Source organism: Gordonia sp. NPDC058843 (assembly GCF_042743165.1).
Classification (GTDB): Bacteria; Actinomycetota; Actinomycetes; order Mycobacteriales; family Mycobacteriaceae; genus Gordonia.
On record NZ_JBHYNC010000054.1, the window covers coordinates 1 to 17514 of the forward strand.

Sequence of the window (17514 nt, forward strand, 5' to 3'; positions counted from 1 at the left end):
TCACTGCACTGCTCAGTGGCGCCCGCGTCGTCATCGCCGGACCCGGACTCGAAAGGGACCCCGCAGCCCTCACCGCACTCATCGACACCCACCACGTCACCGTGGCTCACTTCGTTCCGTCGATGTTGGAAATGTTTCTGGAGGTCGACGGGGTCTCGCGATGCCACTCCCTGCGACTTCTCCTTTCGGGCGGTGAATTGTTGACTGTTTCTCTCTCACGGCGTGTGGTTGAGCGCCTGGGGGTGCGGTTGGACAATTTGTACGGGCCGACCGAGGTGACGGTCACGTCCTCTAGTCATATGGTGGACGCGGCGGTGGACACTGTGTCGGTGCCCATCGGCACCCCGGTGTGGAATACCGGAGTTCTGGTCCTGGACTCCCGTCTGCGTCCGGTCCCGGTCGGCGTGGCCGGCGAACTCTATCTCTGGGGCACCCAGTTGGCCCGCGGCTATTCTGCCCGTCCCGACTTGACCGCCGACCGATTCGTCGCCAATCCTTACTCCGGTCCCGGTGAGCGGATGTACCGCACCGGGGACCTCGTCCGCTGGACCCGCACAGGCGAACTCGACTACATCGGCCGCGCCGACTTCCAGGTCAAACTGCGCGGCATGCGCATCGAACTCGGCGATATCGAAACCGCCCTACGCGCATGCCCCGGCGTGAATGCCGCTGTCGCTACCGTCCACCACAGCACCGGAACCGGTGATCGACTCGTCGGGTACGTCACGCTCGCCCACGGTCAGACCTTGACTCAGGAGACCCTACGCACTGCGGTCGCTGCGGCGTTGCCTGATTACATGGTGCCCGCGCAGATTGTCGTGCTCGATGCCTTGCCGTTGACCGGTTCGGGCAAGGTTGATCGGCGGGCGTTGCCGGTGCCGGTGTTTGAGTCTGCCGTCGCCTATCGGGCCCCCCGCACAGATACCGAGCAGATCATCGCCGGTATCTTTGCGGACGTTTTGGGCACCGACCGCGTCGGAGTTGACGACGACTTCTTCGCCGCTGGCGGCAACTCACTGACCGCCACCCGCATCGTGTCGGGCGTCAACAAAGCGCTGGGAACCTCCATCGGTTTACGGGACTTTTTCGCTACTACCACCACAAGGCTCCTTGCCGCATGTGTCGAACTAGCGACCGCGGCGCCGTTGCCGCCCTTGGTCCGGACGGCGTCAGCAGGGTCCGTTCCGTTGTCGCACGCGCAGACTCGGATCTGGTTCCTCAACCGGCTTGAGCCCGAATCGCCGGCATACAACATGCCGGTGGCCATCCGACTGACTGGTGCACTCGACACCGCGGCGCTGCAGTCGGCACTGGTCGACGTGATCGAACGACATGAGTCGCTCCGGTCGATCTTCCCCGATAACGGGGACGGGCCCCGCCAGATAGTGCTCGGCACGGCCTCCGCTGTCGTCGACCTGGACTGCACACCGATCGATGCCGGGGACGCGGCTCTCCGTGCATCTGATCTCACTTCCGCGGGTTTCGACCTGCGCCGTGAAACGCCGCTGCGGGCAGGCCTATACCGAGTTGAGCCCGAAGTTCACGTACTTGTCATCGTGATCCACCACGTCTGCATCGACGAATTGTCATTGCCCCCTCTTACTCGTGACTTACTCCGTGCGTACGAGTGGCGCAGCGTCGGCGAGGCGCCTCCCTGGCCGCCACTCGACGTCCAGTATTCTGACTTTGCGCGATGGCAGCGGGAAGTCCTTGGCAACGTGCACGATCCGGCATCCCGGATCTCAAAGCAGCTCGACCATTGGCGCCAAGTCTTCCCCGATGTGCCGAACACACTTGAGATTCCCGGCAGCTCAAGCCGTCCTATTGTTCGATCGACGGTTGCCGCGAGAGTTAGCGCCGACCTCGAGGCACAGCACGTAAGTGCTCTGCGCACTATCGCCGCAGGCTCTCAAGCAACGCTGTTCATGGCCTTACACGCTGCCTTGGCGGCTCTGCTCGCCCGCCTGTGCGACAGCACGGATGTAGTGATCGGAACGCCGATGTCCGGACGTCACGACCCCGCCCTCGACGACCTAGTTGGAATGTTCGTCAACACCGCGGCTCTGCGCACCCGAGTTGACCGTTCGGACCACTTTGAAGACCTGCTCCGCCGCTGCCAGCAGGTCGACCTCGACGCTATCGACAACGGCGGAGTTCCGTTCGAACAGGTTGTTGAAGCAGTGCAGCCAGTTCGATCGGCAAGCATCAGCCCCCTCTTTCAGATCACGCTGGCATTGCAGGAGCAGGTGCCGCCTGCCCCGGAATTGCTCGGTCTACACATTGACTTCGACCTCGAGCTGCCCGTGCACGCGGTATTCGACCTGGAGTTTACAGCCAGCGAGCGCGCCGACGGGGGCCTGGACATCCACCTAATTTATGCCGTTGATCTGATCCCCGCCCACGTCGCCGAAGTGACATTGCAGCGATATCTAGACGTCTTGCGCCAGGTCGCCGGTCATCAGAACGTCGCACTCAATCGGTTAGAACTTCTGCCCGATTTTACGTCCAACCTAAGCGAGTCGGACGAACCGAACGTGGCCGCACCGGCCAAACTCCTGTGGCACCTTCTGGACGACGCCGCGAATGCTCACTCACAGCTGCCGGCGATTCACGCCGCCGGAGAAGTCACGACCTATGGGCAACTCCGCATGCACTCGGATCGGTTGGCCGCTTATTTCGCCTTTCGCGGTGTAAAGCCCGGCACCACGGTGGCCGTGATCCTCGCACGGTCTGCGGATCTGCAGGTCGCCGTGTGGGCGATCCTGAAATGTGGAGCCGCGTATCTACCGATCGACCCGAGCGCACCTCACCGGCGAATCGAGTACATCCTGAACGACGCGGGTGCCCAATTTGCTGTTGGTCCGCCGAGCCTGCGAACCGCCCTTTCAGCCCAACCTATTTGGCTAGACTTTGTACGCGAAGGGCCAAAAGAAGCTGATCCGGAGGTGAATCAGAAATTCCCATGCATCCCGCTCAATGCCCCCGCGTACGTCATCTACACGTCGGGAACCTCCGGTTCGCCCAAAGGTGTCGTTATTCCGCACGCTGCTGCGGTCGCCTTCGCCGATGCACTGGCATTGCGAGTTCACCTCGACACTGGCAGTAAAGTTCTGAACGCAGCCTCGCCGATGTTCGACGCGTCAATCCTCGAAATGCTGCTAGCAATCGTCTCGCACGGCAGCCTCGTCGTTGCCCCTCATGACGTCATAGGCGGTCGCGAGCTCGCGAAGTTCATAACGGATGGGCAGGTCGACTGTGCATTTCTAACGCCGTCGGTCCTGCAGACGCTGGATTCAGCCGATGTGTCGTTGCGGACGCTACTCGTCGGCGGGGAACCGTGCCCCCGGTCGCTGGTCGAGCACTGGGCCGGGCGCGTAGAAATGTATAATGCCTATGGCCCAACTGAATTCACGGTTGCGGGTGCAATTTCGGAGCGCCTGCAAAGAAAGGACGTGACGCCCAGATCGAACGTGACCGTGGGTCGAGCAGTTGCCGGGGCGGCTGCCCTTGTCCTCGACTCGTCACTACGGCCGACACTTAGCGGGGCACTGGGGGAGCTATACCTAGCGGGCGACCAGCTAGGTATGGGCTACATGGGCAGGCCGGCGCTGACGGCAGAACGTTTCGTTGCCCACTCGGACGGCGTTGCCGGCGCCCGGATGTACCGCACTGGGGACCTTGCGCGTCGTAGTGCGGACGGCCGAATCGAAATCGTCGGCCGGTCGGACGCACAAGTGAAGATCCGCGGGTTGAGAATTGAGTTGGGCGAGGTTGAGAGCGTCCTCAGCTCACATCTGGACGTAGTGAGTTCCGCGGTGCGTGTCCACGGTGAGGGAGCCCGGCGTACCTTGGTGGCCTATGTCGTTTGGCGGGGCGATGGTGGCGTAGACATCACCGAAATCCAACGCTGGTGCGCAGAAGGTCTACCCGACTACATGGTTCCGCGCCGCATCGTAGAAGTCGCCTCTATACCCGTAACCGTCTCAGGTAAGACGGATTGGGACGCGTTACCGTCGCCGGAACTCGGCCTGCGAACTCACCGACCGCCAGAGAGTCCCGTGGAATTACTCGTCGCGGACGCGTTCGCCCGAGTGCTGGGCACGTCAACAATGGGCCTTGACGACCATTTTTTCGATCTGGGGGGCGATTCGCTAAGTGCCACGCGCGTAGTGGCGATGCTCGGCAACCAGCTGGGGATCGACCTACCGGTGCGCACGCTGTTCCGCGCACCTACAGTGAGCGCTTACGCGGTGGCGGTCACCGCAGTCGAGGCGACTGGCACAGCGACCGGCACGGGCACGGGCGGTTGCGCTCCTGTGGACAGAGATCGCTATTCAGAATTTGGTGCACCCTTATCCTCGACGCAGCAGCGGATGTGGTTCCTTAACCGACTCAATGGCAGTGCAGCTGCGTATAACATCCCGCTTGCGCTACGGTTCCCCGACGGCATCGACGCAGACGCCTTGCGCTTGGCGATCTGCGACGTTATCGACCGTCACCAGACGCTGCGCACTGTCTATCCCTTGCTCGGGGACCAACCGCGCCAGGTGGTGCTCGAACCGCCTGCTTCCGACTCCATCGACTTGATCGCTGTTTCGGAGGACGAAATTGACAGCCTGTTAGCCGAATTCGCATCTGGTGGTTTCGATCTCACTTCCGACCGGCCACTGAGGGCTAGGTTACTACGGCCGCCTAACGGCGATCTGGTAGCGGTAGTGGTGATTCACCACATCGCCGTCGACGGCTCGTCCATGGCGGTGCTCGCGCGCGACGTGGGGACGGCGTACGCGGCTCGGCGTGAGGGCAAAACGCCTGCGTGGTCGCCACTGGCCGTGAACTACGCGGACTATGTGCGCCGCCAACGCGAATTCCTCGGGGACGAACGTATGGTCAACTCGAAATGGGCGACGCAGAGAGCGTTTTGGGAGCTCACGCTCGCCGGGGTGCCAGAGGCGCACAACCTGCCCGCTGATCGCCCGCGCCCACCCCGTCAGTCGTTCCACGGTCAGACTCTCGCGTTCACTATCAGCGGTGAGCGTGAGCGCGGGCTCAGGGAGCTGGCGCGGCGGCAGGGCGCGACGATGTTCATGGCCCTGCACGCCGTGCTTGCAGTGGTCCTTGCGCGGTGCTCGGGCGATGACGACATCGTCGTCGGTACGGCCGTCGCGGGACGTACTTCCCCTGAACTCGAGAGCATGGTGGGCATGTTCGTCAACACCCTCGCTCTGCGCACCCGCGTCGGCGACGAAGACACCTTCGCAGCCGTGCTTGATCGCGTCGCGGATGTGGACCTGGCCGCTTTGGACAATGCCGACATCCCCTTCGACGCAGTAGTTCATGCGGTGAATCCGGCTCGCTCCATGTCCGCGTCGCCGATCTTCCAGACAATGCTGGTCTTTCAGAACTACACTGCGCCGTCTTTGCAGTTGGACGTCGGTGCCGTGCGCGAGCTCGACGTCGCGACCGCCACGACGCGGTTCGACTTAGAGTGGACTGTCGTAGAGCGGGAGACCGGCAATGGAACGGGTATGGAGTGTTCGCTCGACTACGCCACCGATCTCTACGACGAGCCCACGGTAGCCTCCTTTGTTGACCGATTTTTAGCCGTAATGGATGCTGCGGTCGCCGATCCAGCGACGGCGGTCGCAGATCTAAACCTCGGCGAGACCGCACGTCCCGCGCACTTCGGCGGAGACGGGCCTGACGATGCAATCGGGCAGGACGATACCGACACCCTGGTGGCGATGTTCGATCGTCAATCTGCGGCGACCCCACTGGCTCGAGCGATCACGGCTGCAGGGGTGACGATTAACTACGCAGACTTCGCCGTCCGCGTCCGACGTTTGGCACGCTCGCTGATCGCACGCGGCATCGGACCGGATTCAGTGGTCGGGGTGGCCATGCCGCGTAGCGTCGATCAGGTAGTTGCCGTCCACGCCATCATCTCGGCTGGGGCTGCGTATACGCCGCTGGACACCGGCCAGCCGATCGCGCGGCTGCGGACCATCGCGGCCGTCGTACAGCCCGTTTGCCTACTCGTCGAAAGCAACGACTTCGATCTCGCCGGCCTGGGCATTCCACTCGTAATCGCTCAACCGGACGGGGGGCCCGCAGATGGCGGCCTCCCAATCTCCGATACCGAGCGGACAAGCCCGCTCACACCGAATCATCCCGCCTACGTCATTCTTACTTCGGGATCCACCGGCGTGCCCAAGGGGGTCGTAGTCACGCACCGCGCAATCGCGTCGCAACTGCGTTGGTGTCAAGATATCTACGGCCTGAATGAGAATGATGCCGTGTTATACAAGACCCCGCTTGGCTTCGACATCTCGGTGTGGGAGATCTTCTGGACACTTCACCGCGGGGCCCGTCTCGTGGTGTCAGGCCCCGATGACCATCGTGATCCGACGGCGCTGGCCAGACTAATCGCCGACGAGCGGGTCACGACTGTACACTTCGTGCCGTCGATGCTGTCGGCGTACCTGGAAGCCCGCCCAGATGGGCTCACAGGCACAGTTGAACGCGTCTTCGTAGCGGGCGAGCGACTTCCGCGGGCGCTGGCGACCAGACTTGTTGCCTCGACGAACGCCCTATGCCACAACTGGTACGGTCCGGCGGAAGCGGCCGTCGTCACCGCTGGACCAGTCGTCGACGACGGACGGGATGTCCCGATCGGTAGCCCAGTACACAGCGTCGAGGTGATGCTGCTCGATCGTCGCTTACGGCCGGTGCCACCCAACGTGGTCGGTGAGTTGTACATCGCAGGGGCTCAGTTGGCGCGGGGATACGCCAGCGACCCGGTTCGCACGGCCGAGCGCTTCGTAGCCAATCCGTCTGGCCGAAAGGGTGAGCGAATTTACCGAACCGGCGATCTGGGTAGAGCGGACATGCACGGTGTTCTGCACTACATCGGTCGAGCGGACGATCAGGTCAAGATGCACGGCGTGCGCGTCGAACTCGGCGAGGTAGAATCTGCACTTCTGGCATGCGCCGGTGTGCGTCAGGCGGCGGTAAAGGCTTTCCGCGCCGAGGCCTCAACCACCCTGGTTGCGTTCGTCGCCGCCGACGTGGACCAGTCGGATCTTAAACGCGAGTTAAGACTCAGACTGCCAGCAAACATGGTTCCGTCACGTATCGTGGTTCTTGAGGGCCTTCCGGCTACGGCGTCGGGGAAAATAGACCGCTCCGCGCTGACGGCCCCGGATCCCGTCGTTTCGGTTGGGCGGAGGCCCGATACACCTGCCGAACAAATCATCGACGAGATAGTAACCGACGTGATCGGGTCGGGGACCCTTGGCGCGGACGAGTCCTTCTTCGACGTCGGGATGAGCTCTTTAGCCGCGATCCGCGTCGTAAGCCGAATTAACGACGCACTGGGATGCGAACTGACCTTGCGGGACGTGTTCGAGGCCGACACTGTCGCTCTCCTGGCCAGGCAGGTCGAATATGTCGAGGGCATCGCGGCGAACGTACTCGTTCAGCGTCCACCCCGGCAGTCAGTTTCAATCACCCCGGCTCAGCACCGGATGTGGTCGGCGAACGACGGAGCAGCGACGGCTGACTGGAATCTTTCGGAGGCGTGGCGGCTGACCGGGCCTATCGATTTCGATGCACTTACCTCCGCTTTCCTCGAACTCTTGCAAAGTCATTCAGTCCTACGCACGTGCTACCCCTCGGTCGACGGTTCGGCTGTTCAGCACGTCCTGCCTATAGGCGATGTCGCCCCACTACTACGCCAAGACGTCGATGAGAACGATCTTGCCGACGCTGTCGGCGGCTTTCTTCGAATTCCGTTCGATTTACGACGAGAGGCTCCGGTCCGTGCCGCAATCTTCGTCGACGGCGATGACCGAGCCGTGCTCGCGGTATCTTTCAGTCATGTTGCAGTCGACGATCGCGCGATGTCGCTACTGGCGCGCGACTTAGTCGCGGCGTTCGAACGCCACCGCGCCGGAATCAACACCCCGCCCTGGCGCAACCGCCTGGAGTTCGCCGATTTCGCCTATAGGAACGCGTGCGACCGTGGCTCACTAGACGAACCGACCAGCCGATTGTCGAATGATCTCGCCTACTGGTGCACAACATTCGCCGAAGGCATCCCGAAGCTCGACGTCTTGGGCCGGTATACGGCACTGAGAAACCGCTCAAGCCGCGCGCACGTGGTGCCATTCAGCTTGGACGCCGCGCTGCATTCACGACTTGCAGTCCTCGCCGCCAATCAAAAGTCTACGCTTTTCGCGGTGATGCAAGCCGCGTTCGCTGTGATGATCGCCGGTCTGAGCGGCGCCCGCGACGTACTGGCCGGCACCGCGATTGCGGGCCGAGATCGGCCGGAGACGTTCGACATGATCGGCAACTTTGCGATTGATGTGCCGCTGCGCATCGAGGTCAACCCCAATGCGTCATTCCGGGAACTGGTGCGCGCGGTCCAAGTGAGCGCGCTCAAAGCGTTCGAACACTCAGACGTGTCCGAGCAAGAGATACGTGATGTGCTCGACGAGCGTGCCGGGCTACAGGTCGACGGACCTCTGTTCCAGTTTATGCTGGTCGTACTCGAACGCGCCGCACACGAGGTGGACCACCCGATCGCGTTTGGTGACATCCGGACCGAGGTGTTCCCGGTGGATAACGTCGTCTCGAAACACGATCTCGAATTTAGCGTGGCCGCCATGAAGGACGTGGACGGCGTACCTTGCGGTGTCGAGGGGCTTTTCGTGTGTCCTGCCGACGTGTTTACTGCTGAAGAAGCATCGCGTCTCGCACGAACCTTCGTTGACATTCTCACCGCTGCGGCGGACCGCCCCGACAAGCCGCTGTCCCACGCGGCCCACAGCGCGCTCCTGCCCTGGGCAGGCGATGTTCCGAGGGGAGTGGCAGATGCCGACTGAAGACGAGTTAGATCGCAAATACCCTAGACCGGAGGGCATCTCGGTCGTTGTCCCTGTGCGAAACAGTATCGCAACGATCGATGTTCAGCTGCAGGCGCTCGCGCAACAGGACTTCGACGGCTCGTTCGAGGTGGTCGTCGTAGACAACGGATCAACCGACGGGATCACCTCTTTCATCGCCTCCCACTCGTTGCGTGAGACGCTCAAACTTCGATGCGTCTCCGCCCCTTCGGTGCCGGGGGAGTGTCACGCACGAAACATCGGGATTGCCGCCGCGGTCCACTCGTTCATAGCGTGCTGCGATGCGGATGACGCGGTCAGCGCGGGTTGGCTGACCGCACTGCAGGCCGAAGCGACGCGCTACGACGTGGTAGGTGGCCCTCTTGAGAAGACCACTCTGAACGATCCGATTGTCGCCACGTGGCGTGACGTTTACGAGTTCGGCGGCCTCCCCACCTGTGGCAACTTCCTGCCGTTTGCCCAAGGCTGCAACACGGGTTTCTGGAAGGCCGCCTGGGACGCAATTGACGGGTTTGACGAGACACTAATCGCCGGCGGCGGTGATATTGAGTTCTGCTGGCGGGCGCAACTGGCCGGACTCGCCATTGGGTACGCGCCGGGCGCGCTTGTTGCATACCGGTTCAGACCAAGCATTCGTCAAAGTTGGCGTCAGGTGGTTACTTACGGCCGCGGTCAAGCCGCGGTCGTAGCCCGGTACCGTCATCACGGTGCGTCCAGGAACTCCCTCCCGTACCTGTACGGGTGGATCGGGCACATCCTTTTAACCATGCCGATATTCCCGTGGTCGTGGAATCGATCGCGGTTGGGGGCTTGGATATGGTCGGCGGGCGGGCTTTGGGGATGTCTGTCAGGTGGTGCAAGACAACGGTTTCTGTACTTCTAGATCCATGCGGGCGAGCGACATAAGCGCGCGCATGACTCTGCCGGATCAGGGTTAGCCTGAGGTGCCGCCCTCCTGGTGGTCGCCGCGGATCACTACAATCTCCTCGGTGCCGCAATCGACAGGAAGTCTTCCGGTCCGCTTCAGCCACGCAACTCGTGATCGCATGACGGGACCAAACGGTAATTCCCGACGTGCGATCACCGCCGCCGTCAACCCCGAGTCATTCAGTGTCTGCAGTGTTTGTTGCACGTCGGCGACAACTGATTGAACGATGAACATCGATCCGCTGGGCGTTAGAAGTGCGGCGGACTGCGCGCACAACGGATCAAGTACCCGACGACCGTCCGCGCCGGCATTCCACGCCAGCGGGCTCCCGATAGCTGCAGCATGTCTTTCCTGTTCAAAGCCTGGCGATTCCGGCATATACGGTGGGTTGCAGAGCACTACGTCATATGGGCCGGAGTCGAGTGCGTCGACCAGTGTGCCCAGGCGAACATCGACGTCGAGTTCGTAAGTTTGGGCGTTCCGCCGACAGCAGTCGACCGCTCGGCGACACATGTCAATGGCGGTCACGTGTCGCGCCCCAAGCATGGCCGCAGCGATGCCGACAACACCGGTTCCCGCGCAGAAGTCGAGTACCCGAGCGCCTTCTATCGCGCCTGAGAGCGAGATCGCCTCGATGAGGAGATGGGAATCCGCTTGCGGTGCGTATACGCCCTCGCCCGCCGCGATCGCATCCGTAGCGTTAGGGTAGCGAATTGTCATGCCGTCCTTTTGTCAGTGGCCTTGTCGGCTTCCGGATGACCCGCCGTTCCGGTCATACTTTGTTGCCAAGTCAGCTGAGACGACTGAATGCCGACGGTTGTTATAAGATATCCTATCTGTAGATGCGGTCTCGAGCACTCATACGATAAGCCGACACCGACGAATCGCCGTTCTAGCGCGGAATGCTTGCCTAACGGAATGTGAAACGTGACTCGGGACCTTGGCGAGCGTCAGACGTGCAGAACGGTCCTCATTTCGGGTGAGGCGGTGGATCGTTGGTGAAGCGTGGCGGACGGGCCACTTTCAAACTATGGAAGAGCCACCGGTAAGGAGCCGTCGAGCCTCGATTGCATCGATGAGCGCATCGGCGTGTCGCTTCGAGACCCGTTCGCGCAGTTACCGGTGGATCGAAGACTCTTCGTTGACCGTGCCCTGGAGACACCAGCTGTGAGCGCCACTTGGACAGAGTTCCCTCTCACCGAGTGACCGCAGAATCGCCGATCCGCAGCGCCTCGACCAACTCGCGATACAACGAGTCCGAGAGCAACAGTTCGGCATGTTTGCCCCTAGCGCGGATCCGGCCGTTCTCCATCACGAGGATGGTGTCGGCGTCGAGCACTGTGGAGAGCCGGTGTGCGATGGTCACCACAGCGCGCGTCGACGCGATCGAGCGAATGACGTTGTGGATTGCAGCCTCTGTCCGGCCGTCCACCTGAGCGGTCGCTTCGTCAAGCAAAAGGACCTGAGGACTTCGAACGATGGCTCTAGCTAGAGCGATTCGTTGCCGTTGGCCACCGGAGACTGTGGAACCGACGAGATCGGTGTCGAGACCGTCTGGTAGTTCGCGAAAACTATCGGCCAGGTGGACGGAGTTTAGCGCATTCCAGATGTCGACCTCGGTCGCCTCAGGATGGGTGAACTGCAAGTTCTCCCGAATGGTTCCGGGGATAGTGGGCGTCTCCTGTTCCACGTATGCCAGCGCGCTGCGGACTTCGTCGTTGGACAGGTCGGCGTACGGTATTCCCGCTAGCCTGATTTCACCGCCCACAGGCTCGAGGAACCGCAAAATTAACGAAAAGACACTCGTTTTTCCTGCCCCAGACGGCCCGACGATCGCAGTATGGCCGGCTGCGGGCACGTCGAACGAGATGTTCTCGACAGCGGGAGCGCCGCCCGGCCGGTATCTGGCTGTTACGCCCGTGAAGCTTAGGACCGGATGGTGTGCTCCTGTAAACGTTCGTCCTGTGCTGTCTGCGGAAGTCTCGATCTCCAGCTGCTCGATCTGCCGAATGCGCGCCGCCGCAGCGATCCCCGATTGCAGCGCAGTGATGTTTGTCGTCAATGACGAGAGCGGATCTACCAGTTGAAATGCGTACAGCAGGAATGCAATCAGACTAGACACGGTAAGCGCACCGATGCTCACGCGGTAACCACCAATTCCGAGGATCGCGATGATAGCTAATTGAATTCCACCGCCTGCAACCGTCCCCGCGATCGCCGAGGTACGCACGGCACGAACACTATGTGCGGTCGCGTTCGTCGCGTCGGCGATCACTCTGTCCGATTCGCGCCGCTCCGCACGCGATGACTTGACGGTTCGAATCGCCCGCAGTGCGCCGTCCAACCGCCCACCGAGTCTGCCGACGGCTTCCTGCGTTTGCTTCTGCGCCTCGGCGATGGGCGGCATCAGCTTTGCGAACAGTATGCCAATGATGGTGATGGCCACAAATACGGTGCCGAGAAGAACTAAATCGAGCACCGCCATGAACACGAGCGCGCCGATTAACGCCACGGTGCTGTTGACGGTGCCGACCAGCGCCGACGCCGCCGCTTCCCGCAGCAGGACCGTGTCCGAGGTGACGCGAGTGACCAGTTCTCCGGTGGGTCGAGTCGAGAGACTTCTCACTTTGGCATCAAAGTATCTGCGTATCATGCCTTTTCGTGCATCGAGCACAATGCGCTCGGCCAAGGTGCCAAGCAGAATCCACTGAAAGTACAGGACGACGGATCCAAGTACGAGCAGCACAATCAGCAGGCCGACTGCTGCACCGAACGACTGACCCGAGCCCAGTCGGTCGAGTACCGATTTTGTGACCATCGGCGTGCCAAGCGAAGCCCCGGTTCCCACGAGCCCAAGCATCATTCCCAGTAACAGTGTTAGTCGGTGCGGGCGAACAAAGAACCAGAGCATCCGCAGATTGGGCAACGAAATAGCCTCGTCCGATCGACCCATGCTCGCCAAGGTACTACTCCTGGCCGCACCGTGTCGCGAGCTCAGACGCGGCCACCAACCCGATGGAGACCGCCGCAGGGCCACGGTGGCCGCCCAACACTATGTAACCGACGGCGCGGCGGCTTGCACACACTGTACGACGGAGGAAGTCTGGGTGGGGTTCCCCGCCATCGAGGTAGTTGCCGGCATTACCAGAGGCGCTCAGCCAGCAGTGTCAAGGCGCGTGATGCGTTGACGTAGAAACGCAGCTACTACGGTGCGCCAGCGCCGCAATGTTCAGCAGAATGAGACGAGCTTACATGTCGCCGGCTTATTCAGGCCGTCGGCGTGGGCGGCGCTGTGATCGCTGGAATGCGCGGGCACTAACCCGGACGAGTCCCCGGTGACACATCGAGGTTGGCGGATGGCCGCCGAGGACAAGGACGCGGGAACGAAACCGAACCCCGGATGGACACGGGGCCGGCGCAGTGCCTCGCAGGCCGGAAACATCGCAGCGAGGCCGCCCCGACCGAGCACGTAGTCATGGCGTGCTGCATTTATGTGCTGACGCGTCACCTGCGGACTGGCTCACGCAACCTCCGGGGTGAACTGAGGTAAGCACGTCGAGCCGACACTTCAGGTTGCCGCGATCTATCGCGACGTTCTGTCACATGCGCTTAAAAGCGACTCTGTCCCAGACTCACAACTGGTATCGGGGTAGGACGAGTTGCCGGCGTCGAACGTCCCCACCTATGTCGCGGACGACCGATGGCTCGAAGTCAGGCAGGCAGGGAGCTGTCACGTCACTGTTGTGGTACTGAACCCTGACGTGGGCTGGTCATCGCTGTCGTAGGCACAGCGGTGATGACGGCACGGTACAAAAGCCGTTACATCAGCTTTTGCGGAACGGTGTCACCGAGGACGCGGCGGTGTCGGTCTCGCGATGAGCGGGGCCACTAGACTCAAGGCGTGACCGGAGCCGACGACTCGACACGTGACCGCGATCGCGACGGTCTCCCGGATCCCGGTCCGACCGACGACGATGCGACATCCGCCGCGGACGGCCCCGACGAAACCCTCCGCAGCGAACGATAGGACCGGTGGGTCGACCCGTCGTCGAGGCGCCCGGCTTCCCGTCCGACGCGACGATCCCGACCGTCCCGGACCCGGGCGCCGGATGGCCGACCTGCTGGCCCGCACCGACTCCAGCGCCGGGGTCGTCAGGGCGGCTCGCGCCGCACGAGATCTGATCCCGCACAACGAGAACCCGACTACCGGGCCGCGTGCATCCGACCGCGTGGCACGCCTCATCAGCGAGTCCCGGCCCGGGGAACCCGGTGCCAGACGAGAGTTCGGTCTCGCATCGGTTCAGGTGTGGCAGACGTTGGTGACCACACGACTTCGTCGACCCGATCGCACGCCGAGAACCGTTCTCCCCCAGCCTCATTGAGGTGCCGATATTAGATCGAATGGAATCTTCGCTGACTTCCTCTCCCGGAAGCCTGTTTCGGAACCCGACGGCTTCGGGATCACGAAGCGAAGAGAAATACCGATGGTCAACTCACTATGGAACTGCGTGTGGAAAGCGTGGGAGCTGGCTGGATGGCGGATATTTGGGCATTGCGACCCGGCCAGCGGGTGATACGCGGAGTAGCGGCCGAGGGTTTCGCCGCCGTCGACCCTGATCAGGTCGCCGTGGATGTAGCTCGGCCGAGAGGTGATCGCGATGACAGCAGCGCATCCCCGGCCGGATCTGGCCGCCTACGCCGAAGCGGCACGTATGTCGCAGCCCGAACTCGTGGCTGCGTTGCGCGATCTGCTCGGCGCGAAACTCGTGGCCTCCCTGGGGCGGGTGAGCGAGACCCGGGCGGAGCGGCAGTGGGCTGAAGGCACCCGCACCATCGCCAACCCCGACGACGTCGAACGGCTCCGGATCGCCTACCGCGCCGCCCGCCTGATCACCGAACGCGACACCCCCGCCGTCGCCCAAGCCTGGTTCCTTGGCCCCAACCCGGTCCTCGACGACCGGGCGCCGGCATTGCTACTGCGCGACGGCGAGCTCGCCGACTCGGCCCCCAGGTACTCAACGCTGCCCGCCAATTCGCCGCGGTGGGATGAACCAACCCCGCACATCGACGATAGGCACCCCGCACGGCCCGGTCACCACCAGCATCCGGACCGCCATCCGCATCTCTCGGGTCGAGTACGCGCCGAGTCCGTGGAAGTGGACGCCGGGGGAGTAGGAGAAACCCCGAGCGAGGGAGATGCGATGTCATGCAACTGCCATGCGTCCAGCGGTGCAGGGCAGAACTACAACCGAGAAACCACCCGTTAGCATCGAGCTTATGTGCCCCCGGTCAGACTCGAACTGACACTGGACGGGTTTTGAATCCGTTGCCTCTGCCAATTGGGCTACGGGGGCCAGTGCACGGGTTTCCCCGCGCCGGGAACCAACTCTAGATGATCGGCCGATGTGCCTGCCAACCGGTACTCTGCGTGCACACAGACGTGGCGTGAGCGACGTGGAGGAGGGGATGGTGACGGTGACCGACAGTGCGACGACAGCAACCGGTGAGACCACGACAACGCATCGGGTGCTGGTCGCCGAGGACGATTCGTTGATCCGGATGGATCTGATCGAAATGCTCCGCGAGGAGGGGTACGACGTTGTCGGAGAAGCGCCGAACGGGCAGGTCGCCGTCGAGCTGACGGAGTCGCTGTCGCCGGACCTGGTCATCATGGACATCAAGATGCCGGTGCGGGACGGGATCGACGCCGCGACGGAGATCGCCGCGAAACGTCTGGCACCGGTCGTGATGCTGACCGCCTTCAGCCAGCGGGACTTCATCGACAAGGCGCGGGACGCCGGCGCCATGGCCTACCTGGTCAAACCGTTCACCAAGGCCGATCTGGTTCCGGCCATCGAGGTGGCGGTGAGCCGCTACCAGGAGCTCAAACAGCTCGAGCGCGAGGTCGCGACGATGAACGAGCGGCTGGAGACCCGCAAGCTCGTGGAACGGGCGAAGGGCCTCCTCATGGAGAAGCAGGCACTGTCCGAGCCCGAGGCGTTCAAATGGATCCAGCGTGCGGCGATGGACCGCAGGACCACAATGAAAGCCGTTGCGCAGGTTGTCGTGGAGACCCTCGGGAGCGACTGACGTCGAGCGCCTCCGTCGGCGTAATGCTCCTGTGCGCAAGTCAGTTTCACTGTCTTTACGCAGCCGCAACAAGATCGCGCTAGCTTTTCTCCAGCGAGGCGCGGTTCGTTGTACTCCGATGCGCCGCCTTCGTGACAAACGCCGAACGCACAGGCCGAACGCCGAACGTGCAGGCCAGACGCAAGGAGAGCATCGATGTCCTTACGCTTGTTGAGGAGCGGGGCAGTGGTCATGACCGCGGCGGCAACGCTGGCGGTGGCCGGTTGCAGCAGCTCTGATTCGGGTTCCGACGGAGATTCCGGGGCGTCGTCGAGCGCCGCCGTCGAGTCCACACCCGCACCTCCGGGCCTCGGCCTCGCGCAGAAATTGGCGTGCAACCCGCCGAAGGCCACCCCCGGTCCGGCCAGCACCGCCGCGCTGAAGATCGGCACCCTGCTCCCGGCGACCGGTTCGCTGGCCTTCCTCGGCCCGCCGATGGAGGCGGGCGTGAACCTCGCGGTCAAGGACATCAATGCAGCCGGCGGAGTCCTCGATCAGCCGGTTGAACTCGTCACCGGTGACTCCGGAGACACCACGACCGACACGGCCAACGCCACCGTCGACCGCGAACTCAGCGCCGGAACCCAGGTCATCATCGGCGCCGCATCGTCGTCGGTCTCGCTGAAGGTCATCGACAAGGTCGCCAACGCGGGGGCGGTCATGTTCTCGCCCGCGAACACCTCCGACGAATTCACCTGCTACCAGGACAAGGGCCAGTACTTCCGTACCGCACCGGCGGATGTCCTGCAGGCGCAGGCACTCTCGCAGACGATGGCCGAGGACGGCGTGCAGCGTGTGTCGATCCTCGCGCTCAACGACCCGTACGGAACGGGCCTGGCCGACAACACCGTTCGCGATCTCGAGGCGGCGGGTGTCCCGGCTGACCAGATCCAGAAGATCATCTACGACCCGAACGCCCAGTCGTTCAACGCCGAGGTCGACCAGGTGAAGAACTTCAACCCGGACGGCATCGCCATCATCGGGTTCGAGGAGAGCGCCAAGATCATCACTCGTATGCACGAGGTCGGCATCGGTCCGAGCGACGGCAAGCTCGTGTACGGCGTCGACGGCAACATGGGCAACGCGCTGGGCGAAGCCGTCGGTCCGGGTCTGCTCGCGGGCATGAAGGGCACCACGCCGCTCACCCAGACCAGCGGTGAGTTCCAGGCGGCGCTGAAGGAGCTCGACAGCGACCTCATCGACTTCAACTACTCCGGTGAGAGCTACGACGCCGCCGTGCTGAGCGCACTTGCCGCCACGGCCGCCAAGTCGACCGACGGTCGGACGATCGCGGCCAACATCATCGGCGTGACCAACGGTGACGAGAACTGCGATTCGTACCAGGCCTGCCTGGAGCTGCTGAACGGCGGCAAGACGATCGCCTATGTCGGCAAGACCGGCAACCTCGCGTTCAACGCCGCAGGCGAGCCGAGCGTCGGCTCCTACGGCGTCCTGGAGTTCGACGACAGCAACAAACTGCTCACCCCGACGCGCAAGTACGTGTCGGTCGCGGCGCAGTAGAACACCGCACACGACGAGACCCCCGGC

7 protein-coding genes, 1 tRNA gene and 1 pseudogene are annotated in these 17514 nt (G+C 62.8%); 6 read left to right on the forward strand and 3 right to left on the reverse strand.

Translation table 11 applies throughout. The annotated features are described in order from the left end of the window. Positions 1-8: 8 nt before the first annotated feature. The gene (locus ACFW3F_RS22885; RefSeq protein ID WP_388061579.1) at positions 9-8888 is read left to right on the forward strand and encodes an amino acid adenylation domain-containing protein; all 8880 of its coding nucleotides are present in this window, start codon (positions 9-11) and stop codon (positions 8886-8888) included. Next, entirely contained in the window at positions 8878-9792 is a 915-nt protein-coding gene (locus ACFW3F_RS22890; protein ID WP_388061545.1) for a glycosyltransferase, read from the forward strand. The genes ACFW3F_RS22885 and ACFW3F_RS22890 overlap by 11 nt, the downstream gene beginning before the upstream one ends. A gap of 51 nt (positions 9793-9843) precedes the next feature. On the opposite strand, the gene ACFW3F_RS22895 is transcribed toward ACFW3F_RS22890, so the two are convergent. Together ACFW3F_RS22895 and ACFW3F_RS22900 are read right to left on the reverse strand one after the other, a co-directional pair. Continuing rightward, positions 9844-10557: a HemK2/MTQ2 family protein methyltransferase gene (locus tag ACFW3F_RS22895; protein WP_388061547.1), complete on the reverse strand. Its 714-nt coding sequence runs from the start codon at positions 10555-10557 to the stop codon at positions 9844-9846. A 475-nt stretch (positions 10558-11032) separates the two neighbouring features. Continuing rightward, positions 11033-12790, reverse strand: coding sequence for an ABC transporter ATP-binding protein (locus ACFW3F_RS22900; RefSeq protein ID WP_388061549.1), 1758 nt, complete (start codon positions 12788-12790; stop codon positions 11033-11035). Between the two features lie 948 nt (positions 12791-13738). Between ACFW3F_RS22900 and ACFW3F_RS22905 the strand changes: the two genes are divergently transcribed. Together ACFW3F_RS22905 and ACFW3F_RS22910 are read left to right on the forward strand one after the other, a co-directional pair. Next, positions 13739-13864, forward strand: a complete 126-nt coding sequence (locus ACFW3F_RS22905) for a hypothetical protein (RefSeq protein ID WP_388061551.1) — start codon at positions 13739-13741, stop codon at positions 13862-13864. Positions 13865-14495: 631 nt separating this feature from the next. Beyond that, positions 14496-14887 (forward strand): annotated as a pseudogene (locus tag ACFW3F_RS22910) (hypothetical protein). Positions 14888-15117: 230 nt separating this feature from the next. On the opposite strand, the gene ACFW3F_RS22915 reads toward ACFW3F_RS22910, so the two are convergent. Beyond that, a tRNA-Leu gene (locus ACFW3F_RS22915) sits at positions 15118-15191 on the reverse strand. 112 nt (positions 15192-15303) lie between these two features. Here ACFW3F_RS22915 and ACFW3F_RS22920 point away from each other — a divergent pair. Both ACFW3F_RS22920 and ACFW3F_RS22925 read left to right on the forward strand, forming a co-directional pair. Then, the gene (locus ACFW3F_RS22920; protein WP_388061581.1) at positions 15304-15927 is read left to right on the forward strand and encodes an ANTAR domain-containing response regulator; all 624 of its coding nucleotides are present in this window, start codon (positions 15304-15306) and stop codon (positions 15925-15927) included. A gap of 195 nt (positions 15928-16122) precedes the next feature. Continuing rightward, the gene (locus ACFW3F_RS22925) at positions 16123-17487 is read left to right on the forward strand and encodes an ABC transporter substrate-binding protein (protein ID WP_388061553.1); all 1365 of its coding nucleotides are present in this window, start codon (positions 16123-16125) and stop codon (positions 17485-17487) included. Positions 17488-17514: the final 27 nt, after the last annotated feature.